We start from the raw sequence: 22,598 nt of genomic DNA on the forward strand, positions 1-22,598 counted from the left end.
ATCGGTCAACTAACTACTCTCCATGCGCATCTAGGGGATAGGTGCGTGGCGGCTCTTGTGATAACATCCGGCGGTTTCCAGGGTTGCCCCAAGTGGCGACCCGTACTGCGCAGATCCATGGCATAACTCGTTGATTTGTCGTAAGTCGGTGCATGGCAATCAGCCTGTATCGGCGAGCTTCGTTGGTCCCATATGGATGTGACGAAGTTTCACCAGAAAAAGGAATCAGGCTTCTCATGGGCGAACTGGCCAAAGAAATCCTCCCGGTCAATATCGAAGACGAGCTGAAGCAGTCCTACCTCGACTACGCGATGAGCGTAATTGTCGGGCGGGCACTGCCGGATGCGCGCGATGGCTTGAAGCCCGTGCACCGGCGCGTGCTGTTCGCGATGAGCGAGCTGGGCAACGACTTCAACAAGCCGTACAAGAAATCTGCCCGTGTTGTCGGTGACGTGATCGGTAAGTATCACCCGCACGGTGATACCGCGGTGTACGACACCATCGTTCGGATGGCGCAGCCATTCTCCCTGCGCTACCTGCTGGTAGACGGCCAAGGCAACTTCGGTTCGGTGGACGGCGACAACGCCGCGGCCATGCGATACACCGAAGTGCGCATGACCAAGCTGGCGCACGAGCTGCTGGCTGACCTGCACAAGGAAACCGTGGACTGGGTGCCGAACTACGACGGCACCGAGATGATCCCGGCGGTCATGCCGACCCGTATTCCCAACCTGTTGGTCAACGGCTCCAGCGGTATCGCCGTGGGCATGGCGACCAACATTCCGCCGCACAACCTCGGTGAAGTCATCGACGGTTGCCTGGCGCTCATCGACAATCCCGAGCTGACCGTCGATGAACTGATGCAATACATTCCCGGTCCGGACTTCCCGACCGCCGCGATCATCAACGGTCGCGCCGGCATCATCGAAGCCTACCGCACCGGTCGCGGGCGCATTTACATGCGTGCCCGCTCGATGATCGAAGACATCGACAAGGTCGGTGGCCGTCAGCAGATCGTCATCACCGAACTCCCATACCAGCTGAACAAGGCGCGTCTGATCGAGAAGATCGCCGAGCTGGTCAAGGAGAAGAAGCTTGAAGGCATCACCGAGCTGCGCGACGAGTCCGACAAGGACGGTATGCGCGTCGTGATCGAGCTGCGTCGCGGCGAAGTGCCAGAGGTCATCCTCAACAACCTCTACGCCCAGACCCAGCTGCAAGCGGTGTTCGGTATCAACATCGTCGCGCTGATCGATGGCCGTCCGCGGATCCTGAACCTCAAGGATTTGCTGGAAGCCTTCGTCCGTCACCGTCGCGAAGTGGTTACCCGTCGTACCGTGTTCGAACTGCGCAAGGCGCGCGAGCGTGGTCACATCCTTGAAGGTCAAGCCGTTGCCCTGTCGAACATCGACCCGGTCATCGCCCTGATCAAGGCCTCGCCAACGCCGTCGGAAGCCAAGGAAGCGCTGGTCAGCACGCCTTGGGAGTCCTCGGCTGTGGTGGCGATGGTTGAACGTGCCGGCGCCGATTCGTGCCGTCCGGAAAACCTCGATCCGCAATACGGTCTGCGCGACGGCAAGTACTTCCTGTCGCCAGAACAGGCGCAAGCCATTCTGGAACTGCGTCTGCACCGCCTGACCGGTCTGGAACACGAAAAACTGCTGGCCGAGTATCAAGAGATCCTCAACCAGATCGGCGAGCTGATCCGCATCCTCAACAGCGCCACGCGCCTGATGGAAGTGATCCGCGAAGAGCTGGAAGTGATTCGCGCCGAATACGGCGACGTACGTCGTACCGAGATCCTCGATGCCCGACTCGACCTGACCCTGGGTGACATGATCCCGGAAGAAGAGCGCGTCGTGACCATTTCCCACGGTGGCTACGCCAAGACCCAGCCGCTGGCTGCGTACCAGGCCCAGCGTCGTGGTGGTAAAGGCAAGTCGGCGACCGGCGTCAAGGATGAGGACTACATCGCTCACCTGCTGGTTGCCAACAGCCACACCACGCTGCTGCTGTTCTCCAGCAAGGGCAAGGTGTACTGGCTGAAAACCTACGAAATCCCCGAGGCATCCCGCGCTGCCCGTGGTCGTCCGCTGGTCAACCTGCTGCCGCTGGACGACGGTGAGTACATCACCACCATGCTGCCGGTCGAGGAATACACCGAAGGTCACTACATCTTCATGGCCACCGCCAATGGCACCGTGAAGAAGACCCCGCTGGAATCCTTCAGCCGTCAACGCAGCGTCGGCCTGATCGCGCTGGAGCTGGACGAAGGCGACGTGCTGATTTCCGCGGCCATCACCGATGGCGAGCGCGAAGTGATGCTGTTCTCCGATGGCGGCAAGGTCACCCGCTTCAAGGAATCCGACGTTCGCGCCATGGGCCGTACCGCCCGCGGTGTGCGCGGCATGCGTCTGCCGGAAGGCCAGAAGCTGATTTCCATGCTGATCCCGGAAGAAGGCAGCCAGATCCTCACCGCTTCCGAGCGTGGTTTTGGCAAGCGCACGGCGATCACCGAGTTCCCTGAGTACAAGCGTGGCGGTCAGGGCGTCATCGCCATGGTCAGCAACGAGCGTAACGGCCGCCTGGTCGGTGCGGTTCAGGTGCTCGACGGCGAGGAAATCATGCTGATTTCCGACCAGGGCACCCTGGTGCGCACCCGTGTCGACGAAGTGTCCAGCCTGGGTCGTAACACCCAGGGCGTGACCCTGATCAAGCTGGCCAATGACGAAACGCTGGTCGGGCTGGAGCGGGTTCAGGAGCCGTCGGAAGTCGAGGGTGAAGAGCTGGAAGGCGAAGAGGGTGAAGGGTTTGTCGGTGAAGTCGTGATTGACGACGTTGCCGAAGACCAGCAACTCGACGCCGCCGCTGACGAAGAGCCACAAGAGTAAGTGGATATGAGGGGGCGGATGAAAATTCGCCCCCTTGTTGTTTGTGAGGTCCCCCTGTAGGAGCGAGCTCGCTCGCGATGGTCGTCAACGATGACGCGGGTTTTCTGATTAAACGCGGTGTCTTCAAGTCCATCGCGAGCAAGCTCGCTCCTACAGTTGATCGCTCCCATGCTATTGCGTGGGAGTGATCACAGCGTTTTTATTGCGTGATACCCCCAAATCAGAGCGAGATTGGATGTGAGCAAGAGAGCCTATAACTTCTGTGCCGGTCCTGCGGCGCTTCCCGAAGCTGTCCTGCAGCGCGCCCAGGGTGAACTCCTCGACTGGCACGGCAAGGGTCTGTCGGTCATGGAAATGAGCCATCGCAGTGATGAGTTCGTGTCCATCGCCACCAAGGCCGAGCAGGATCTGCGTGATCTGCTGAATATCCCCTCGAACTATAAAGTGCTGTTTCTGCAAGGTGGCGCCAGCCAGCAATTTGCTCAGATTCCTCTGAACCTGTTGCCGGAAAACGGCTCGGCCGACTATATCGATACCGGTATCTGGTCGCAGAAAGCCATCGAAGAAGCTTCGCGCTATGGCCACGTCAACGTAGCCGGCACCGCCAAGCCTTACGACTATTTCGCCATTCCCGGCCAGAACGAATGGAAGCTGTCGAAAGACGCGGCCTACGTCCACTACGCGCCGAACGAAACCATCGGCGGTCTGGAGTTCCAGTGGATTCCGGAGACCGGTGATGTTCCGCTGGTCGCCGACATGTCTTCGGACATCCTGTCGCGTCCGATCGATGTTTCGCGTTTCGGCATGATCTACGCCGGCGCCCAGAAAAACATCGGCCCGAGCGGTATCGTCGTCAACATCGTTCGCGAAGACCTGCTGGGCAAGGCTCGTTCCCTGTGCCCGACTATGCTCAACTATAAGATCGCGGCCGATAACGGTTCGATGTACAACACCCCACCGACCCTGGCGTGGTATTTGTCCGGCCTGGTGTTCGAGTGGCTGAAGGAACAGGGCGGCGTCGAGGCCATCGGCAAGCTCAACGAAGTCAAGCAGCGCACGCTGTATGGCTTCATCGATGCCAGCGGCCTGTACAGCAACCCGATCAACAAGTCGGACCGCTCGTGGATGAACGTGCCGTTCCGCCTGGCTGATGATCGTCTGGACAAGCCGTTCCTGGCCGGTGCCGACGAGCGTGGCCTGTTGAACCTCAAGGGCCACCGTTCGGTGGGCGGCATGCGCGCCTCCATCTATAACGCCGTCGACATCAACGCCGTCAACGCGCTGGTTTCGTACATGGCAGAGTTCGAGAAGGAACACGGCTAATGTCTGAGCAAGAACTCAAGGCACTGCGCCTGCGCATTGATGCCCTGGACGAAAAGGTCCTGGAGCTGATCAGTGAGCGTGCGCGCTGCGCCCAGGAAGTCGCGCGAGTAAAGATGGCCTCGCTGGCCGAAGGCGAAGTGCCGGTGTTCTATCGTCCCGAGCGTGAAGCTCAGGTGCTCAAGCGTGTCATGGAGCGTAACCAGGGGCCGCTGGGCAACGAAGAGATGGCGCGGTTGTTCCGTGAAATCATGTCCTCCTGCCTGGCGCTCGAGCAGCCGCTTAAAGTGGCTTACCTCGGCCCTGAAGGCACCTTCACCCAGGCGGCGGCCATGAAGCACTTCGGCCACGCCGTGATCAGCAAGCCGATGGCGGCGATCGACGAGGTGTTCCGTGAAGTGGCGGCCGGTGCGGTGAACTTTGGCGTGGTGCCGGTGGAAAACTCCACCGAGGGCGCGGTCAACCACACCCTCGACAGCTTCCTCGAACACGACATGGTGATCTGCGGTGAAGTCGAGCTGCGTATCCACCATCACCTGTTGGTCGGTGAAAACACCAAGACCGACAGCATCAGCCGCATTTACTCCCACGCCCAGTCACTGGCGCAGTGCCGCAAGTGGCTGGACGCCCATTACCCGAATGTCGAACGCGTGGCGGTGTCCAGCAACGCTGAAGCGGCCAAGCGGGTCAAGGGTGAGTGGAACTCGGCGGCGATTGCCGGCGACATGGCGGCCGGTCTGTACGGGCTGACCCGTTTGGCCGAGAAGATCGAGGACCGCCCGGATAACTCCACGCGCTTCCTCATGATCGGCAACCAGGAAGTGCCGCCAACCGGCGACGACAAGACATCCATCATCGTTTCGATGAGCAATAAACCGGGTGCGCTTCATGAGCTGCTGGTGCCGTTCCACGACAACGGCATCGACCTGACACGAATCGAGACTCGACCATCGCGCAGCGGTAAATGGACCTACGTGTTCTTCATCGATTTCGTCGGTCATCATCGCGACCCGCTGGTCAAGGGTGTGCTGGAAAAGATCAGTCAGGAAGCAGTAGCACTCAAGGTGCTGGGTTCCTACCCGAAAGCAGTTCTCTAAGGGGCGGTAGCATATGAGTGGCAATTTCCTCGCTCTGGCTCAGCCGGGCGTGCAACAACTTTCGCCTTACGTTCCGGGCAAGCCCGTGGACGAACTGGCACGTGAGCTGGATCTCGATCCGGCCAGCATCGTCAAACTGGCGAGCAACGAAAACCCGCTGGGCGCCGGCCCCAAGGCGCTGGCGGCCATACGCGATGCGCTGGCCGAGCTGACCCGCTATCCGGACGGCAACGGTTTTGCGCTCAAGACCCTGCTGGCTGAGCAGTGTCGTGTAGAGCTGAATCAAGTGACGCTGGGCAATGGCTCCAACGACATTCTTGAGTTGGTGGCCCGTGCTTATCTGGCACCGGGCCTGAATGCCGTGTTCAGCGAGCATGCGTTTGCGGTCTACCCGATTGCCACTCAGGCTGTCGGCGCAGAGGCCAAGGTGGTCCCGGCCAAGGATTGGGGGCATGACCTGCCTGCAATGCTGGCAGCCATCGACGCCAACACCCGCGTGGTGTTCATCGCCAACCCGAACAACCCGACCGGGACCTGGTTCGACGCCGAGGCGCTGGACGAGTTTCTGCAGGATGTTCCGGAGCACGTGCTGGTGGTGCTGGACGAGGCCTACATCGAGTACGCCGAAGGCAGCGACATGCCGGATGGCCTGGACTTCCTGGCGGCTTATCCGAACCTGCTGGTTTCCCGGACATTCTCCAAGGCTTATGGCCTGGCAGCACTGCGTGTGGGTTATGGCTTGTCGACGCCGGTAGTTGCCGATGTGCTGAACCGCGTACGCCAGCCGTTCAACGTCAACAGCCTGGCCCTGGCTGCTTCCTGTGCGGCGTTGAAGGATGAAGAATATCTGGCGCAGAGCCGTCAGTTGAACGAGTCCGGCATGCAGCAACTGGAAGCCGGTTTCCGCGAACTGGGGCTGAGCTGGATTCCGTCCAGGGGCAATTTCATCTGCGTCGATCTCGGTCAGGTCGCGGCCCCGGTATTCCAGGGCTTGTTGCGTGAAGGCGTGATCGTGCGTCCGGTGGCCAACTACGGCATGCCGAATCACCTGCGCATCACCATTGGTCTGCCGGCAGAAAACAGCCGCTTCCTGGAAGCGCTGAGCAAGGTTCTGGCTCGTGGTTGATGTCACTGCTCTGCAATCTGCTGAACCTATGATCGGTCGCCTGGTGGTGGTCGGTCTTGGGTTGATCGGCGGTTCGTTTGCCAAGGGTTTGCGTGAAAGCGGTATATGCCGCGAAGTGGTCGGGGTCGATCTCGATCCGCAATCGCGCAAACTCGCGGTCGAGTTGGGTGTGGTGGATCGCTGCGAGGAAGACCTGGGCGTTGCTTGTCAGGGTGCCGACGTCATCCAGTTGGCGGTGCCGATTCTGGCCATGGAAAAAGTGCTCGCGCGTATGGCCGGCATGGATCTGGGGCAAGCGATCCTGACCGATGTCGGCAGCGCCAAGGGCAATGTGGTGCGTGCTGCCACCGAGGCATTTGGCAGTATGCCGTCCTGCTTCGTGCCGGGGCATCCGATTGCCGGTTCGGAGCAGAGTGGGGTAGAAGCCTCCAACGCCGAGCTGTTCCGTCGCCACAAAGTGATCCTCACGCCGCTGGAGCAAACCGATCCGGCAGCCCTGGCGGTGGTCGACCGTCTGTGGCGCGAATTGGGCGCCGATGTCGAGCACATGCAGGTCGAGCGTCACGACGAAGTATTGGCTGCGACCAGTCATCTGCCGCACTTGCTGGCGTTCGGTTTGGTCGATTCGTTGGCCAAGCGCAATGAAAATCTTGAGATCTTCCGTTACGCTGCGGGCGGTTTCCGCGATTTCACAAGAATCGCCGGTAGCGACCCGGTCATGTGGCACGACATCTTCCTCGCCAACCGCGAAGCTGTCCTGCGCACACTCGATACATTTCGCAGCGATCTCGACGCCTTGCGCGACGCGGTCGATGCAGGGGATGGGCACCAATTGTTGGGCGTTTTCACTCGCGCCCGGGTTGCCCGCGAGCATTTCAGTAAAATCCTGGCCCGCAGGGCCTATGTGGACGCTATGAATTCCAACGATCTGATTTTCCTGGCTCAACCTGGTGGCCGCCTGTCCGGTCGGATTCGCGTACCAGGTGACAAATCGATTTCCCACCGTTCGATCATGCTCGGCTCCCTCGCTGAGGGTGTCACCGAAGTCGAAGGTTTCCTTGAGGGTGAAGATGCCCTGGCGACCCTGCAGGCTTTCCGTGACATGGGCGTGGTCATCGAAGGCCCGCACCACGGTCGCGTGACCATTCACGGCGTTGGCCTGCATGGTCTGAAGCCGGCACCGGGCCCGATCTATCTGGGCAACTCCGGTACTTCGATGCGCCTGCTGTCCGGCCTTTTGGCTGCGCAGAACTTCGACAGCACCCTGACCGGCGATGCCTCGCTGTCCAAGCGCCCGATGAATCGCGTGGCCAATCCGCTGCGTGAAATGGGCGCAGTGATCGAAACCGCCGCTGAAGGTCGTCCGCCGATGACAATTCGTGGTGGCAACAAGCTCAAGGGGCTGACCTACACCATGCCGATGGCCAGTGCCCAGGTTAAGTCCTGCCTGCTGTTGGCCGGCCTGTATGCCGAAGGCAAGACCACGGTTACCGAGCCTGCTCCGACCCGCGACCATACCGAGCGCATGCTCCGTGGCTTCGGCTACCCGGTAACGGTCAACGGTGCGACCGCGTCGGTCGAGTCCGGCAGCAAACTGACCGCGACCCACATTGAAGTCCCGGGTGACATTTCGTCCTCGGCGTTCTTCCTGGTGGCGGCATCGATCGCCGAAGGTTCCGAGCTGGTGCTGGAGCACGTCGGCATCAACCCGACCCGTACCGGCGTAATTGACATCCTGCGCCTGATGGGCGCCGACATCACCCTGGAAAACCAGCGTGAAGTGGGTGGCGAGCCGGTGGCGGATTTGCGCGTACGTGCAGCTAAACTCAAAGGTATCGAGATTCCCGAGGCGCTGGTTCCGCTGGCGATCGACGAGTTCCCGGTGCTGTTCGTCGCCGCAGCCTGTGCCGAAGGGCGCACCGTGTTGCGTGGTGCCGAAGAGCTGCGGGTCAAGGAGTCGGATCGCATCCAGGTCATGGCGGATGGTTTGCTGGCGCTGGGCGTCAAGTGCGAGCCAACCCCGGATGGCATCATCATCGACGGCGGCCAGATCGGCGGCGGTGAAGTGCACGGTCATGGTGATCACCGTATCGCCATGGCGTTCAGCGTCGCTTCCCTGCGCGCCAGTGCCCCGATCCGCATCCATGATTGCGCCAACGTCGCGACGTCGTTCCCGAATTTCCTGGCGCTGTGCGCACAGGTCGGTATTCGCGTGGCACAAGAGGCTCAGTCGTGAACAACATTGCACCGGTCATCACCATCGATGGGCCAAGCGGTTCGGGCAAGGGCACGGTAGCCGGGATCCTGGCCAAACGCCTGGGCTGGAACCTGCTGGACTCCGGTGCGTTGTACCGATTGCTGGCCTTCGCCGCGCATAACCACGGTGTCGACCTGACCAATGAAGAGCTGCTGAAGAAGCTCGCCGCTCATCTGGATGTGCAGTTCATCGCGGCGACGGACGGTCAGTTGCAACGCATCATCCTGGAAGGTGATGAAGTCAGCGATGTCATTCGCACCGAAAGCGTCGGTTCCGGCGCTTCCCAGGTGGCTGCATTGCCCGCTGTACGCGAGGCGCTGCTGCAGCGCCAGCGAGCTTTTCAGGAAGCGCCGGGCCTTGTGGCGGATGGTCGCGACATGGGTACGGTAGTTTTTCCTGACGCGCCGCTGAAGATTTTTCTGACCGCCAGCGCCGAGGAGCGGGCACGCCGTCGATATTTGCAGTTGAAGGGCAAGGTCGAGGGTGTTAGTCTGTCGAGTCTGCTAGATGAGATACGTGCGCGCGATGAGCGTGACACCCAGCGAGCGGTAGCCCCGCTCAAACCGGCGGCTGACGCCATACAGCTGGATTCCACGGAATTGTCCATCGACCAGGTGCTGGAACGCATCATGAGCGAGATCGCCATTCGCGATATCGCCGGGTGACCAAGAAGGCCGCAGGGGACCAGTCATAGTCCTGCGGTGGCTTCTTTTAAATGAAACTAACCCACACCGTCTGGGGTGTGGAGATGGGCGTATTCTTCGCCCTCATCAACAGGAATTAAAATGAGCGAAAGCTTTGCGGAACTCTTTGAAGAAAGCCTAAAGACCCTGAACCTTCAGGCAGGCTCCATCATCACCGGTGTTATCGTTGATATCGATTACCAGGCTCGCTGGGTAACCGTTCACGCTGGCCTGAAGTCCGAAGCACTGATCCCGCTGGAGCAGTTCTACAACGACGCTGGCGAACTGAACATCAACGTCGGTGACGAAGTTCACGTTGCTCTGGACTCGGTTGAAGACGGTTTCGGTGAAACCAAGCTGTCCCGTGAAAAAGCCAAGCGCGCTGAATGCTGGATCGTTCTGGAAGCAGCCTTCGCAGCCGAAGAAGTGGTCAAGGGCGTTATCAACGGTAAGGTTAAAGGCGGCTTCACTGTCGACGTTAACGGCATCCGTGCGTTCCTGCCAGGTTCTCTGGTTGACGTCCGTCCAGTGCGCGACACCACGCACCTGGAAGGCAAAGAGCTGGAATTCAAGGTCATCAAGCTGGATCAGAAGCGCAACAACGTTGTCGTTTCCCGTCGCAGCGTCCTGGAAGCCGAGAACTCCGCCGAGCGCGAAGCTCTGCTGGAATCCCTGCAGGAAGGCCAACAAGTCAAAGGTATCGTCAAGAACCTCACCGATTACGGCGCATTCGTCGATCTGGGTGGCGTCGATGGCCTGCTGCACATTACCGACATGGCTTGGAAGCGTATCAAGCATCCTTCCGAAATCGTCAACGTTGGCGACGAGATCGATGTCAAGGTTCTGAAGTACGATCGCGAGCGCAATCGTGTTTCCCTGGGCCTGAAGCAACTGGGCGAAGATCCATGGGTTGCTATCAAAGCCCGTTACCCGGAAAGCACTCGCGTTACCGCTCGTGTAACCAACCTGACCGACTACGGCTGCTTCGCTGAGCTGGAAGAAGGCGTTGAAGGTCTGGTACACGTTTCCGAAATGGACTGGACCAACAAGAACATCCACCCTTCGAAAGTCGTACAAGTCGGCGACGAAGTGGAAGTTATGGTTCTGGACATCGACGAAGAGCGTCGTCGTATCTCCCTGGGCATCAAACAGTGCAAATCCAACCCATGGGAAGATTTCTCTGGCCAGTTCAACAAGGGCGATAAAATCTCCGGCACCATCAAGTCGATCACCGATTTCGGTATCTTCATTGGTCTGGACGGCGGCATCGACGGTCTGGTTCACCTGTCCGACATCTCCTGGAACGAAGTGGGCGAAGAAGCCGTTCGCCGCTTCAAGAAGGGCGACGAGCTGGACACCGTTATCCTGTCGGTTGACCCAGAGCGCGAGCGCATCTCCCTGGGTATCAAGCAACTGGAAAGCGATCCGTTCTCCGAGTACGTTCAAGAGAACGACAAAGGCGCCATCGTTAAAGGCATCGTGAAGGAAGTTGACGCTAAAGGCGCCATCATCACTCTGGCCGACGATATCGAAGCGACTCTGAAAGCCTCCGAAATCAGCCGTGACCGCGTTGAAGACGCGCGCAACGTTCTGAAAGAAGGCGAAGAAGTAGAAGCCAAGATCATCAGCGTTGACCGCAAGAGCCGTGTAATTCAGCTCTCGATCAAGTCGAAAGACGTTGAAGACGAGAAAGAAGCAATCCAGAGCCTGCGCGACAAGCCAGTAGCTACTGATGCTCCTGTGGCCACCACTCTGGGTGACCTGCTGCGTGCACAAATGGAAAAACAGAACTAAGTTCTGATTTTCTGTAAAAAAAGGGCGACTTCGGTCGCCCTTTTTTGTGCCTTGGATTTGGCGGACTGCGCCCGGCTTCAGTGGCTTCAGTCGGAACCAAAGATGCTGAAAAAATGTCTGATTGTTTAGTCGGATCAAGCGCTTATTTGCAGCTAGTCTTTAGCCTGAAACTAATGATCGCCCGGTGGGCTTTCTGGCATAAGGACGTGAATGAACAAGCTGATTGTCGCGGTGGCAGTGCTGGCTCTAGCGGGTTGTACCACCAATGCCAAAACGCATGCGGTACGCGGGGTAAGTGGCATTGAGGTTGATTGTTCAGGGCTCGGTTCGAAATGGGACCGGTGTTACAAGCGCGCGGCCAAGGAGTGCAAGGGGGTGGGATACAAGGTTGTGGCAAGGTCTGATGATCTCAAGGAAGAGGAGGAGGTCTTCCCCTTCGGATTCAATCCCGCAGGTTTCCTGACGCGCACTATTTTGGTGATTTGCCGATGAGGTTGTGATGGCTCAAGGGTCTTCCCTCTTTCAGGGGGCAAGCATTTTGGGGTAGGGGAATAGATGGCAAAACTCGGGCTGTTCAAAATCATGCGGCCGTGCTAAAACCTTTGGAGCGCTGACCTAGCTGCTTGAAAAAGAAGGGAAAAATATGACGAAGTCGGAGTTGATCGAACGAATTGTCACCCATCAAGGGCTGCTCTCATCGAAGGATGTGGAGTTGGCCATCAAGACCATGCTTGAGCAAATGTCCCAATGTCTGGCTACCGGAGATCGCATCGAGATCCGGGGTTTTGGCAGTTTCTCTCTGCACTACCGCGCACCACGGGTCGGTCGTAATCCAAAGACCGGTCAGTCCGTTAGCCTGGATGGCAAATTCGTTCCACACTTCAAGCCAGGCAAGGAACTCAGGGATCGGGTGAATGAGGACGAGGAGGAGCAGCAGTGAGTGGAAAGGCTCGTAGCGCCGCCCCAATTCGTTATGTCGGGTTCATCCTGATGATCTTAATAGTTGTATTGATAGTGGCGTTTGTGCTGGAAAACCAAGAATTAGTTGGTGTGCAATTTCTAGGTTGGTTGATGCCTAAACTTCCAGTGTCACTGTATATGTTGCTGTCGTTGTTAATCGGTTTGGCGGTGGGGCCTCTGTTCAGTTGGTGTGCTAGCCTCAGAAAGTATCGGGGTTAGAAGTCTGTTAACTTTAGGTCAAGATAGGAAAGGCCGTTGCATTTTAGTAAGTTCGCAAGAAGTGGCGGGCTGTTTTGTTTCGTAGATAAGTCTTTTCTAGCGTTTAAGGGTACTGATCATTATGCTCCAACTCTCGACCGCCTCAACAAGCAGTGATGAGATAGATATTTTTGTCTTGATCAAAGCGCTTTGGGTGCAGAAGTGGGTAGTTATCAGTGTAATCATTCTGGTGACTATAGCCTCGGCGGTATATGCCTTTACAGCTAAGCCATTGTATGAGGCCAGAATTTACGTATTGCCTCCCACTCAAAACGATATTGCGGATTTTAACTATGGTCGAACATTGAATTCCGACCTGCCGCCTTTCACTGTTAAAGATGTTTATGACGTATTTGTTCGTAATCTCTTTAGTGAATCCTTGCGGCGTTCTTTTTTCGATGAGGTTTATTTACCGTCGTTGACTGAAAATGCACGCAAGGGTTCGCGCGACCGTCTGTATCAAAATTTCTCAAAACAGTTGGTTATATCTGTGGGTGGTAAGGAAGGCCCAGACCGTTATTCTGTTACTGTGCAGGGCTACAACCCTTCGGAAGCTGGTGAATGGGTGCGCACTTATGTTCAAAATGCCGGTGTTGCAGCAAAAAACGAAATGATCAAAAACGTGGTTAGAGAGGCTCAGGTTAGAGCGCGCAACTTGGAACAACAGATTAATGGTCTCCGTGAAAGTGCTCGCCGAGAGCGAGAGGACAAAATAAAGGTCCTAAGTGAGGCTCTGGTGATTGCTAGGGCCGTTGGTTTGAACAAACCGGTCATTATCAGTGGGAGAACCTCTGCGGAGTTGTCTCTAGGTGTGGATAGTCAGGCTTTGTATATGCGTGGAAGTGATGCGCTCCAAGCCGAAATTGATGGCTTGGAAAGGCGTGAGTCTGATGATCCGTTCATTCAGAGTCTGCGAGTTTTGCAAGTTAAGTACTTATTTCTTAAAAATCTGACAATCGATTCCTCCAGTGTTTCGGTATATCGACAGGACGGAGCAGTTGACGATCCCGATAGTCCGATCAAGCCGAATAAATTATCAATTCTGATACAGGGGGCGTGCTTTGGGCTCTTCCTGGGGCTGGCGTTGGCTCTGTTCAGGTATTTCAAACCTTTGTTGCGCGCAAAAATTTTGGTTCCCTCCTCGCATACCTGAGGTGGGTAAATTGCCTATTGGCTGCAAGGGCGTCCGGGGCTTTCTTTTGGATGCTTGTGTTGCGTTCGGAAACGCAGCGCTCGCCACTCTGAGCAGTCGTTTTCAAATACGTGCCCTTCCTTACCCCCCCCTTTTTTTTTGCTTGGTCGCGGAGGGGGGAGGGGGATGGCGCGCCAAGCGTTCGCGGTTCGATGGCAATATCAAGCCATAAAGCGCATGCCGATACGTAGAAATGCGGCTACCTATCAAAATCTGGTAACGCAATTGTGTCATCTAGGAGATAATAGCGAACGGGGCAATTAGAAGGCCTTCGCCTGATGCCAGGAAAAGTGTATAGATTTTAGAATTGCCTTAAATATTATTGCGCTGGGCGTTGGTCTATGGTAGGCGAGTTGGTTATGGTTGCGGGACAGGGATGCGGAACAGAATGATTAGGCCAATCATCAACATTGGTTGTCAGGCAGTTTTTAAACTAATGTTCGCTATCGCATCTCTGAAAGTAGTGGCGTTTTATGTTGGGCCGAGCGGCATGGCTGTAGTTGGACAGATACAGGCCTTTCTTCAGATTTTAAGTGCTGGTGTATCTTCGGTAACGACCACCGGTGTGGTAAAGCTGATAGCTGAAGATAAATATCCAAAAGAGCGAGTCCTGCAGTCGTCATTGATGCTGCTATTGGCTTTTAGTTTTTCTTTCGCTTTGGTTTTGCTTTTCTCAAGCACACTTATTTCAAATTTTTTCTTACAAGGTGGGTGGGCAGAGGTGTTGATGCTTCTGCCTCTAGGTGCATTTTTTATAGGTTTGAATAATTTATTCATTTCTTATTTTAATGGTGGTCAAAAATACAGTGAGTATTTTTGGTATTCCGTGATAACAGCATTTTTTACAGCGCTGTTGACGTGTGCTTGTTCCATTGTTTTTGGCAAGCCAGGAGCTGTTTATTCAATAGCGCTGGCACCTGCTATTGCGGGTGTGTGCGTGCTGCTTCTGCCTGCGAGATTTCGACTTCCACGCCTCAATCTGGTTAGTTTGGATGTTGAAGTCATAAAAATATTGTTGTCTTACTCCCTTATGGCCTTGGGGTCGGTAGTCATAGTCTACGGCGTTCAGATTGTCCTGCGAGACTATATATCTACTAACGGCTCAATGGCTGAGGCAGGCACGTGGTATGCAGTAACTCGTCTGTCCGACATATACATGGGTATATGTAGTGTTCTCTTTTCTACGTTGTTGTTACCTAAGTACAGTTCACAAGAGGGTAGGGGGCTGACGAGTTTAGTATTTCGTATAGGGGTAATGGCACTCGGTTTTGTTGTTGTGATGGCTGTCTCTGTAAACGTATTGGCGAGCTTCGCTATTTGGTTGATTTATGGTGATGCTTTTGCAGCTGCAACCGGAATCATGAAGGTTTATGTAATTGGCGATGCTTTAAAGTGTCTGAGTTGGGTGTTTCTTTATGTGATGATAGCTAAACAGCATGTTCGATTCTATCTCGCCTACGAAATGCTTAGTGCGTTGTTGTATCTCCTTTTCTGTGTTTTGTGTTATCGGTTTTATGGTTTCAATAATATGGCTTATGGATATCCACTGCAGGGGGCTGTTTCTCTGACTGTGGTATTAATATGGTTCTTGGTAACGCGATACAACTCAACGCCTTTAGAACAGAATAATAAGTATGACGCAGTATAATATTGTATATGTTGTGGTTTGGTTGCTGGCTATTCTCTCATTGAGAAAAGATAATCTTCCTTCGGCATGGTTGTTTTTTTTACAGGTGACGTTGCTTGCCTTGTTTGTGGGGTTGAAGTTTCAAACCGGATATGATTGGCCAATCTATGAGGCGCATTACGCTGCGGTCCAAAGTGGGGAGGCTTTTTATCTTGATTTTGAGTTTGGGTACGAGTGGCTTGTCCAGTTTTCAACAAGTATAGGGTTGGCGTTCGAGCAGTTTTCTGCGGTAATAAGTATATTGGAGGTTTCTTTTATAGCTTTCGCAGCAAGACGATTTTTTCCCAGGTATTGCCTGGTCGTTATGGCGATAATGTACTCGGTTCCAGATTTTTATTTGATACCTGCATTTTCTCTGCTTAGGCAAGGTCTTGCAGTTAGTATATTTTTGATAGGTGTGTATAAGTTTTTTTCAGATAAAAAAATCTCAGGCTTCGTCTTCTTTGCGATTGCTTGCTCGTTGCACTATTCGGTTGTAGGTGGGTTGTTGCTACTTGCATTGCTCTATATGTTTCCCTTAAGTCGAAGGGCGTTTTCATTGGTTTTTGCTGCTTCGGTGGCGCTGTATGTATCCTCTTTTGATATCATTCGCGGTGTTGTTGAGGTTCTGATTGTTTACGTCAATCCAAAATATATGATTTATTTGGATCGTGATGTTTTTAATGCGTCCTTTGCATATCGGGCTGCATTTGCTGTCGTTTCACTAGTGTTTTTTGTATGTATATATGGGGCATGGGTAAAACATGAGTCCTCTAGTGTTGAGAACCTTGGTGATGGGGGCGGGGTACAAACCTGTCGGCTAGCCTTGTTGGGGCTGCTCATTCCTTTGATTATATTTGGATTTCCAACTCTATCCACCCGGTATCAGTTTTTCTTCGCCATATTTCTTGTAGGGTGTGCACTCGGGGCTTTGCAGTATGTGACATACGCAAGTCGCATTATTGTCATATTTGTGGTTGCGATAATTGCATACTTGCCATTCTATAGATTTCTCTCAAGTCCGCTTTCTATTGTTTATATACCCTATCAAAGTCAGCTCTTTTATGATCATAAAAATTCGACTGGGCAAGATCGTACCAATGATTTGCTCAACCAATTAGACGTGCTGTGGTCCAAATAATGAAAACAAGTAAACATATCGTTCTGCTTACTACCAAATACGCAGATGACAAAAAAGATGCCTGGTTGACTAATGAGTTGGCCTACTCATTGAATGAGGAAGGGCATAATGTCTCGGTGGTTGTTTTCTCGTGGCTCAAGAATGAACCTGTGTCATTCACTAAGGTGATTGATGGTATCAAGGTTATCAGGGTCAAGCTTCCGGCTATATTTTACAATACAGGGGTCATCGGTACTGCCCTGAAGATTTTCCTGTTTCCCTTCCTGGCTCGCCATGAAGTGCGAAAGCAAGTGGATAAATGCGACTTGTTAATTGCCAATACGCCTTGTGTGACTATTTTGGGGATGTCGCGTTATTTTAGGAAGAAATATGACTCCCGGTCTTTTCTGGTGCTCTGGGATTTCTTCCCATATTACTTGAAAGACCTTGGTGCTATTAGAAATAAGCTGTTTTTTGGCTTTTTCCGTTATCTTGAGCAGATAATGTATAAAAGTTTTGATCGTATCGGATGCATGACTGAAGGGAATGCGAAATTCCTGTTTGATAATTTTCCGGCAGTGGATAAGCAGCGTGTTGAAATTTTGCCTCTTTGGGCGAAGATCAAGCAGGTTGATCCGATAGATAAGTCTGAAATAAGGTTGAAGTACGATTTGCCATCGGCGGGGTTTATCGCTGTTTATGGTGGTGCAATGTCTATTGTTCAGGAGTTGGACAATATTCTCGATTTGGCCGAGCTTTACTCTGGCGGTGATGTGACCTTCCTTTTTATTGGCAAGGGGACTGAGAAGGAAAGGTTGGAGAAGTCGGTAATTGCTCGAGGGTTAAAGAACGTAAAGTTTATCGACTACGTGCCTCGTGATGAGTATCAGCATGTAGTTCAGGCCTGTGATGTGGGTCTGATTTCGCTGTCTAAGAAGTTAACTGTGCCGAGCTTTCCCTCTAAGTCATTAGATTATTTTAAAGTTTCTCTTCCGGTGCTTGCGTCTTTGGATTCAGTTACGGATTTTGGAGATATCCTTGAAAACAAAATATGTGCTGGTTTTGCCGTAGTGGCGGGAGATGTAACTAATCTAAAAGGCAAGTTGGACTTGTTGATTAAGGATGCTGAGCTCTGTAAGGCGCTAGGGGCCAATGGTCGGCGCTATTACGAAAAATACTTGAGCGTCGAGAACGCAAGAAGTATTATCATTTCATCACAATAAGTGGGGTCTTCTCATGGCTATTTCTTTCAGTAACTCAACGCTTTTGATCACCGGTGGCACCGGGTCGTTTGGTAATGCTGTGCTGAAACGGTTTCTCGATACCGATATCAAAGAAATCCGCGTGTTCAGCCGAGACGAGAAAAAGCAAGATGACATGCGTAAAAAATACGCAAACACCAAGCTGAAATTTTATATTGGCGACGTCAGAGATTTCCAAAGTGTGCTCAACGCTACTCGTGGAGTAGATTATATTTTTCACGCCGCTGCCTTGAAGCAGGTCCCTTCATGCGAATTCCATCCAATGGAGGCTGTGAAAACAAATGTGCTTGGTACGGATAACGTACTGGAAGCGGCAATACAGAATAACGTCAAGCGCGTAGTTTGCCTGAGTACCGATAAAGCTGTTTATCCAATCAATGCAATGGGTATATCCAAAGCAATGATGGAAAAAGTAATGGTTGCCAAATCGCGTAACGATAATAATACGGTTATCTGCGGTACTCGCTACGGTAACGTGATGGCGTCCCGCGGTTCCGTTATTCCTTTGTTTGTTGATCAGATCCGCTCGGGCATACCTCTGAGCCTGACTGATCCAAACATGACGCGATTCATGATGACTTTGGCAGATGCGGTCGATCTGGTTTTGTATGCTTTTGAGCATGGCACAAATGGTGACATGTTCGTCCAGAAAGCTCCTGCAGCGACTGTGGAAGTATTGGCGAAAGCATTGATCAATATGCTTAATGTGCCAGATCATCCCGTTCAGGTTATTGGCACCCGTCATGGTGAAAAACTTTTCGAAGCGTTGCTTAGTCGCGAAGAAATGGCCTGCGCAGAAGACCGCGGTGACTACTTCCGCGTACCGCCAGATCTGCGGGATCTGAATTACTCCAAGTTTGTGGAGCAGGGTGAGACTAAAATTTCTCGCACAGAAGACTACAACTCGCATAATACCGAGCGTCTTGATGTAGAAGGTATGCAGAAACTGCTCCTCAAGTTAAACTTTATGCGCGCTATCCAGCGTGGTGAGCACGCCACACCTGAGGAATAAGTAATGAAGGTTCTGATTACAGGTGCCAATGGTTTTGTCGGCCAGAATCTTATTTCGCATCTGAGCGAGAAGTCAGATGTCGAAGTGGTGCGCTTTACCCGCGAAGATTCGCTGGAAAACCTACCGAGTCTGGTTGCCCAGGTTGACTTTATTTTCCATCTGGCCGGTGTCAATCGTCCGTTGGACCCGCAGGAGTTTCATACCGGCAATACCGATTTGACTCGTGCGCTCTGTGATGCTATTCGTCTCGGTGGCCGGAAAGTTCCAGTACTGTATACGTCGTCGAGTCAAGCGGAGTTGGATAACCCATACGGCAGCAGTAAGCTTGGTGCCGAGCAAGTACTGCTTGATCTGAACTCGAAAAATGGTTCGGAAGTACACTTGTTTCGTTTGCCTAATGTATTTGGTAAGTGGGCTCGTCCTAACTATAATTCAGCGGTTGCAACTTTTTGCAATAATATCGCTCGCGGTCTGCCAATTCAAATCAATGATCCACATGCGCGCATTAATCTGGTTTACATAGATGATGTAATTGCATGCTTCATTGCTGTAATGGAAGGGAAGAAGTCGGGCTCGCCGTTTGTTAGTGTTGAGCCTCAATATAATATTACGGTGGGTGAGCTTTCTGAGCAATTGGCGGCCTTCCGTGATAGTAGAAAGTCGATGATTACCGAGTCGGTAGGGACTGGGCTTGTAAGGGCTCTTTATTCCACTTACTTGAGTTATCTGCCGCCCGAGCGTTTTACTTACGAAGTTCCCAAGCACGGTGATCCGCGCGGGGTTTTTGTGGAGATGCTTAAAACCAAAGAGGCCGGACAGTTTTCTTACTTTACTGCGCACCCAGGAATAACACGCGGCGGGCATTACCATCACACAAAGACGGAAAAGTTTCTTGTCATCAAAGGCACGGCATGTTTCCGTTTTCGTCATATTGTTTCGGGCGAGTTTTACGAATTGTTCACTTCCGGAGAAAATCCGGAAATTGTCGAAACAGTTCCAGGCTGGAGCCACGACATTACCAATATTGGCAGTGAGGAAATGATCGTTATGCTTTGGGCTAACGAGATTTTTGATCGCGAAGCACCTGATACGTTTACCTTTCCTGTTGGTACTGAAGCGTAATAACCGTATGCGCCGCTTTATTCCTTAAATAAGGAATGGGGCGGCGCTGTGCTTTTATGGGGGCTTGCGATCGCTTGAAGTGGTAGTCTTGTAAATCCGGTTTTTGACAGTTCGTCACCCACTCGCTGGGTCAAAAACAGGCCGGAAAGTCTGTTGGTATTGACTTTTTCGTTGGAGTTATTCCTCGAAGGGATCACCACGGGGTGATCGGATGTGGCCACCGAGCGTGGTGGAGATGAGGCGCGATCGATGGTGAACCGCCCTTTATCGCCCGTTCGCACTCAATCACCCAGGATGCAGAAGCCAAGTGGTGTAGCGTCCACTCGTCCATTAATGGCCCCCATTGGGCTTCATCCATGCTAATGGATAGCGTTAGTGGCAGTTGAAGATTAGAATTGTTGATCGTTTTTATCACTTATTAAAATGTGACGTTTAAAAATGAAAAAATTGAAAATCGTTACCGTAGTGGGTACTCGCCCGGAAATCATTCGTCTGTCGCGCGTCATGGCCGCTCTGGACAGGGACTGCGACCATGTTCTAGTGCACACCGGGCAGAATTATGACTATGAATTGAACGAGATTTTCTTTCAGGATCTCGGTATCCGTAAACCCGACCACTTTCTGAATGCTGCTGGTGCAACAGGTGCGGAAACCATCGGTAACGTCATTATTACCGTTGATCGCGTGCTGGCCGAGGTTCAGCCTGAGGCTCTTCTCGTCCTCGGCGACACCAACAGCTGCATGGCGGTCATTCCCGCCAAACGTCGCAAAATTCCGACCTTCCATATGGAAGCTGGTAACCGCTGCTTCGACATGCGTGTACCTGAAGAGATCAACCGACGTATTGTGGATCACACCGCAGATATCAATTTAACTTACAGTACCATTGCGCGTGACTATCTGCTAAGTGAAGGTTTGCCACCAGACAGGGTCATCAAAACTGGCAGCCCGATGTTTGAGGTACTTAATTATTATCGTGAAGGTATCGATTCTTCGGACGTGCTGGAGCGGCTTGGGCTTGAGCAGGGCAAGTTTTTTGTAGTGAGCGCACACCGTGAAGAAAATATTGATTCCGATACTAACTTCGGCAAGCTTGTTGACGTGCTCAACGCAGTCGCGGCGCACTATGACTATCCGGTAATTGTTTCCACTCACCCGCGGACACAGAAGCGTGTCGATGCCATGGGGGTGAAGTTTCACGAGAATGTTCGTCTGTTAAAGCCGCTCGGCTTCAAGGACTACAACAAGTTGCAGCTTGAGTCCAAAGCAGTACTTTCCGATAGCGGTACGATCAATGAAGAATCCTCCATTCTCAATTTCCCGGCGTTGAATATCCGTGAGGCGCACGAGCGTCCAGAGGGTATGGAAGAAGCCGCTGTGATGATGGTTGGCCTTGAGTCCGAGCGAGTGATGCAGGCCTTGCAGGTGCTGGACGGTCAAAGCCGAGGCGAGGTTCGCAGTCTGCGCCTGGTGGCAGACTACAGCATGCCGAATGTGGCCGATAAGGTGGTTCGAATCGTTCACAGCTACCTTGATTATGTAAATCGCGTGGTTTGGAAAAAGTATTGAGTTGAGCTGTGGGAATGTCTGAGAATAAATTAAGGATTTTAGTAGTTACTCAGTATTTTTGGCCTGAGAATATGCGTATCAATGATTTGGTACGCGATTTTTCGGATAATGGTCATGAGGTGACTGTTTTGACAGGATGGCCCAACTATCCTGAAGGCGCGGTATTCTCTGAATATAAGACCAATCCTGAGGGCTTCAAGAGTTACTTTGGTGCACGTATAGTCCGAGTTCCATTGGTCTCGCGCGGCAAGAGAAGTATCCGCTTGATGCTAAATTACCTTTCTTTTTTTTTCAGCGCTTCCACAATAGGTGCTGCGAAACTCCGTAACGAAAAATTCGATGCGGTTTTCGTATATGCGGTTTCTCCGATTATGGCTGCGATTCCGGCGGTTGTAATTGGACGTATGAAGAAAGCTCCGGTTTATGTTTGGGTTCTTGACCTATGGCCGGAAACCCTTCGAGCTGTTGGCGTATTGCGCAATCCTACCCTGCTGGCAATGGTTGGGAGCGTGGTTTCGTGGATCTATAACCGCGCCGATTATTTGCTTTTACAATCAGAAGGCTTCTCAAGCAGTGTAAAGCAATATTGCACTAAAGAGATTTCTCCAGAGCGCTTGGTTTATTTTCCAAGTTGGGCGGAAGATGAATTTTCGGGCTGTCCAGAAAAGTCATCAAGTTTGCTAGAGCGGGATGACTCTACCTTTACGGTCGTTTTTGCCGGTAATTTGGGTGACGCTCAGGATTTGCCAGCAGTGCTGGATGCCGCTGAGTCCTTGAAGCATAGCGCCTCAGTACGCTGGGTAATCGTCGGGGACGGCCGCATGAGTAAGTGGCTGGGCGAGCAAGTTGAATCAAGAGGCTTGCAGAACGTATTGCTGCTGGGCCGGCACCCGCTGAGCGCCATGCCAGAAATCTTTGCCTGCGCGGATGCGTTACTGGTTTCGCTGAAAACCAACGATGTGTTTGAAAAAACAGTTCCCGGGAAAGTCCAAGCCTATTTGGCATCGAGCAAACCAATCCTGGGGATGATCAATGGTGAGGCTGCGAGAATTATTGAGGACTCCGGTTGCGGTTACACCTGCCCTTCAGGAGATGCTCAGGGGCTTGCGCGAATCACCCTGAAAATGGCAACCACGGATTCTGTTCAGCGTGAATTCATGGGGCAGGCCGGCCGTTCGTATTATTGGAGCCACTTTTCGAAAGTTACTCTTTTACGACGTTTGGAAGCACTGTTCCGTGCAGGGACTTTACGAAGGGATGTCAAATAAA

The 22,598-nt window shown here is 53.0% G+C and carries 18 protein-coding genes; all 18 read left to right on the forward strand.

Annotated elements, in window-relative coordinates:
* Positions 1 to 236: 236 nt before the first annotated feature.
* The 18 genes from gyrA (at position 237) to ACCD00_RS14810 (ending at position 22,597) form a co-directional block, all read left to right on the forward strand.
* Positions 237 to 2,891: a DNA gyrase subunit A gene (gene gyrA / locus ACCD00_RS14725; RefSeq protein WP_413425553.1), complete on the forward strand. Its 2,655-nt coding sequence runs from the start codon at positions 237 to 239 to the stop codon at positions 2,889 to 2,891.
* Between the two features lie 237 nt (positions 2,892 to 3,128).
* On the forward strand, positions 3,129 to 4,214 hold the full coding sequence (gene serC, locus ACCD00_RS14730) for a 3-phosphoserine/phosphohydroxythreonine transaminase (protein WP_008017789.1): 1,086 nt from the start codon (positions 3,129 to 3,131) through the stop codon (positions 4,212 to 4,214).
* Positions 4,214 to 5,308, forward strand: coding sequence for a prephenate dehydratase (gene pheA, locus ACCD00_RS14735; protein ID WP_007939916.1), 1,095 nt, complete (start codon positions 4,214 to 4,216; stop codon positions 5,306 to 5,308). The genes serC and pheA overlap by 1 nt, the downstream gene beginning before the upstream one ends.
* 13 nt (positions 5,309 to 5,321) lie before the next feature.
* Complete coding sequence (hisC, locus tag ACCD00_RS14740) at positions 5,322 to 6,434, forward strand: histidinol-phosphate transaminase (protein WP_413425555.1); 1,113 nt, start codon at positions 5,322 to 5,324, stop codon at positions 6,432 to 6,434.
* 28 nt (positions 6,435 to 6,462) lie between these two features.
* Positions 6,463 to 8,670, forward strand: a complete 2,208-nt coding sequence (locus ACCD00_RS14745; RefSeq protein WP_413425594.1) for a bifunctional prephenate dehydrogenase/3-phosphoshikimate 1-carboxyvinyltransferase — start codon at positions 6,463 to 6,465, stop codon at positions 8,668 to 8,670.
* Positions 8,667 to 9,356, forward strand: coding sequence for a (d)CMP kinase (cmk, locus tag ACCD00_RS14750; protein WP_007973641.1), 690 nt, complete (start codon positions 8,667 to 8,669; stop codon positions 9,354 to 9,356). Before ACCD00_RS14745 ends, cmk begins: the two co-directional genes overlap by 4 nt.
* Before the next feature lie 120 nt (positions 9,357 to 9,476).
* On the forward strand, positions 9,477 to 11,168 hold the full coding sequence (gene rpsA / locus ACCD00_RS14755) for a 30S ribosomal protein S1 (protein ID WP_007973639.1): 1,692 nt from the start codon (positions 9,477 to 9,479) through the stop codon (positions 11,166 to 11,168).
* Positions 11,169 to 11,378: 210 nt separating this feature from the next.
* Positions 11,379 to 11,660 carry a hypothetical protein gene (locus ACCD00_RS14760; protein ID WP_413425557.1) on the forward strand — a complete coding sequence of 94 codons (282 nt, stop codon included), beginning with the start codon at positions 11,379 to 11,381 and terminating at the stop codon, positions 11,658 to 11,660.
* Between the two features lie 151 nt (positions 11,661 to 11,811).
* On the forward strand, positions 11,812 to 12,108 hold the full coding sequence (ihfB, locus tag ACCD00_RS14765; RefSeq protein ID WP_046042607.1) for an integration host factor subunit beta: 297 nt from the start codon (positions 11,812 to 11,814) through the stop codon (positions 12,106 to 12,108).
* Positions 12,109 to 12,158: 50 nt separating this feature from the next.
* Complete coding sequence (locus tag ACCD00_RS14770; RefSeq protein WP_057716573.1) at positions 12,159 to 12,347, forward strand: LapA family protein; 189 nt, start codon at positions 12,159 to 12,161, stop codon at positions 12,345 to 12,347.
* A 121-nt stretch (positions 12,348 to 12,468) separates the two neighbouring features.
* Entirely contained in the window at positions 12,469 to 13,539 is a 1,071-nt protein-coding gene (locus ACCD00_RS14775) for an LPS O-antigen chain length determinant protein WzzB (protein WP_057713773.1), read from the forward strand.
* 427 nt (positions 13,540 to 13,966) lie between these two features.
* Positions 13,967 to 15,226 carry an oligosaccharide flippase family protein gene (locus ACCD00_RS14780; RefSeq protein WP_407514865.1) on the forward strand — a complete coding sequence of 420 codons (1,260 nt, stop codon included), beginning with the start codon at positions 13,967 to 13,969 and terminating at the stop codon, positions 15,224 to 15,226.
* The gene (locus ACCD00_RS14785) at positions 15,213 to 16,385 is read left to right on the forward strand and encodes an EpsG family protein (protein WP_057713775.1); all 1,173 of its coding nucleotides are present in this window, start codon (positions 15,213 to 15,215) and stop codon (positions 16,383 to 16,385) included. The genes ACCD00_RS14780 and ACCD00_RS14785 overlap by 14 nt, the downstream gene beginning before the upstream one ends.
* Positions 16,385 to 17,587 (forward strand): glycosyltransferase family 4 protein, encoded by a 1,203-nt coding sequence (locus ACCD00_RS14790; protein WP_413425560.1) that lies wholly within the window; start codon positions 16,385 to 16,387, stop codon positions 17,585 to 17,587. The genes ACCD00_RS14785 and ACCD00_RS14790 overlap by 1 nt, the downstream gene beginning before the upstream one ends.
* A gap of 13 nt (positions 17,588 to 17,600) precedes the next feature.
* Positions 17,601 to 18,638, forward strand: a complete 1,038-nt coding sequence (locus ACCD00_RS14795) for a polysaccharide biosynthesis protein (RefSeq protein WP_057713776.1) — start codon at positions 17,601 to 17,603, stop codon at positions 18,636 to 18,638.
* Between the two features lie 3 nt (positions 18,639 to 18,641).
* Positions 18,642 to 19,760, forward strand: coding sequence for a UDP-2-acetamido-2,6-beta-L-arabino-hexul-4-ose reductase (gene wbjC / locus ACCD00_RS14800; protein ID WP_413425562.1), 1,119 nt, complete (start codon positions 18,642 to 18,644; stop codon positions 19,758 to 19,760).
* A gap of 438 nt (positions 19,761 to 20,198) precedes the next feature.
* Entirely contained in the window at positions 20,199 to 21,329 is a 1,131-nt protein-coding gene (gene wecB, locus ACCD00_RS14805) for a non-hydrolyzing UDP-N-acetylglucosamine 2-epimerase (RefSeq protein ID WP_057713778.1), read from the forward strand.
* Between the two features lie 14 nt (positions 21,330 to 21,343).
* Entirely contained in the window at positions 21,344 to 22,597 is a 1,254-nt protein-coding gene (locus tag ACCD00_RS14810; protein WP_413425565.1) for a glycosyltransferase family 4 protein, read from the forward strand.
* Position 22,598 lies beyond the last annotated feature (1 nt).

This window comes from Pseudomonas sp. Pseusp3 (assembly GCF_047304225.1).
Lineage (GTDB): Bacteria > Pseudomonadota > Gammaproteobacteria > Pseudomonadales > Pseudomonadaceae > Aquipseudomonas > Aquipseudomonas fluorescens_CD.

Excerpts from the sequence above, each read along its gene's own strand:
- gyrA (WP_413425553.1), top strand. The coding sequence starts at position 237 with ATGGGCGAACTGGCCAAAGAAATCCTCCCGGTCAATATCGAAGACGAG.
- pheA (WP_007939916.1), top strand. The coding sequence starts at position 4,214 with ATGTCTGAGCAAGAACTCAAGGCACTGCGCCTGCGCATTGATGCCCTG.
- hisC (WP_413425555.1), top strand. The coding sequence starts at position 5,322 with ATGAGTGGCAATTTCCTCGCTCTGGCTCAGCCGGGCGTGCAACAACTT.
- ACCD00_RS14745 (WP_413425594.1), top strand. The coding sequence starts at position 6,463 with ATGATCGGTCGCCTGGTGGTGGTCGGTCTTGGGTTGATCGGCGGTTCG.
- rpsA (WP_007973639.1), top strand. The coding sequence starts at position 9,477 with ATGAGCGAAAGCTTTGCGGAACTCTTTGAAGAAAGCCTAAAGACCCTG.
- ACCD00_RS14760 (WP_413425557.1), top strand. The coding sequence starts at position 11,379 with ATGAACAAGCTGATTGTCGCGGTGGCAGTGCTGGCTCTAGCGGGTTGT.
- ihfB (WP_046042607.1), top strand. The coding sequence starts at position 11,812 with ATGACGAAGTCGGAGTTGATCGAACGAATTGTCACCCATCAAGGGCTG.
- ACCD00_RS14770 (WP_057716573.1), top strand. The coding sequence starts at position 12,159 with ATGATCTTAATAGTTGTATTGATAGTGGCGTTTGTGCTGGAAAACCAA.
- ACCD00_RS14775 (WP_057713773.1), top strand. The coding sequence starts at position 12,469 with ATGCTCCAACTCTCGACCGCCTCAACAAGCAGTGATGAGATAGATATT.
- ACCD00_RS14780 (WP_407514865.1), top strand. The coding sequence starts at position 13,967 with ATGATTAGGCCAATCATCAACATTGGTTGTCAGGCAGTTTTTAAACTA.
- ACCD00_RS14785 (WP_057713775.1), top strand. The coding sequence starts at position 15,213 with ATGACGCAGTATAATATTGTATATGTTGTGGTTTGGTTGCTGGCTATT.
- ACCD00_RS14790 (WP_413425560.1), top strand. The coding sequence starts at position 16,385 with ATGAAAACAAGTAAACATATCGTTCTGCTTACTACCAAATACGCAGAT.
- ACCD00_RS14795 (WP_057713776.1), top strand. The coding sequence starts at position 17,601 with ATGGCTATTTCTTTCAGTAACTCAACGCTTTTGATCACCGGTGGCACC.
- wbjC (WP_413425562.1), top strand. The coding sequence starts at position 18,642 with ATGAAGGTTCTGATTACAGGTGCCAATGGTTTTGTCGGCCAGAATCTT.
- wecB (WP_057713778.1), top strand. The coding sequence starts at position 20,199 with ATGAAAAAATTGAAAATCGTTACCGTAGTGGGTACTCGCCCGGAAATC.
- ACCD00_RS14810 (WP_413425565.1), top strand. The coding sequence starts at position 21,344 with ATGTCTGAGAATAAATTAAGGATTTTAGTAGTTACTCAGTATTTTTGG.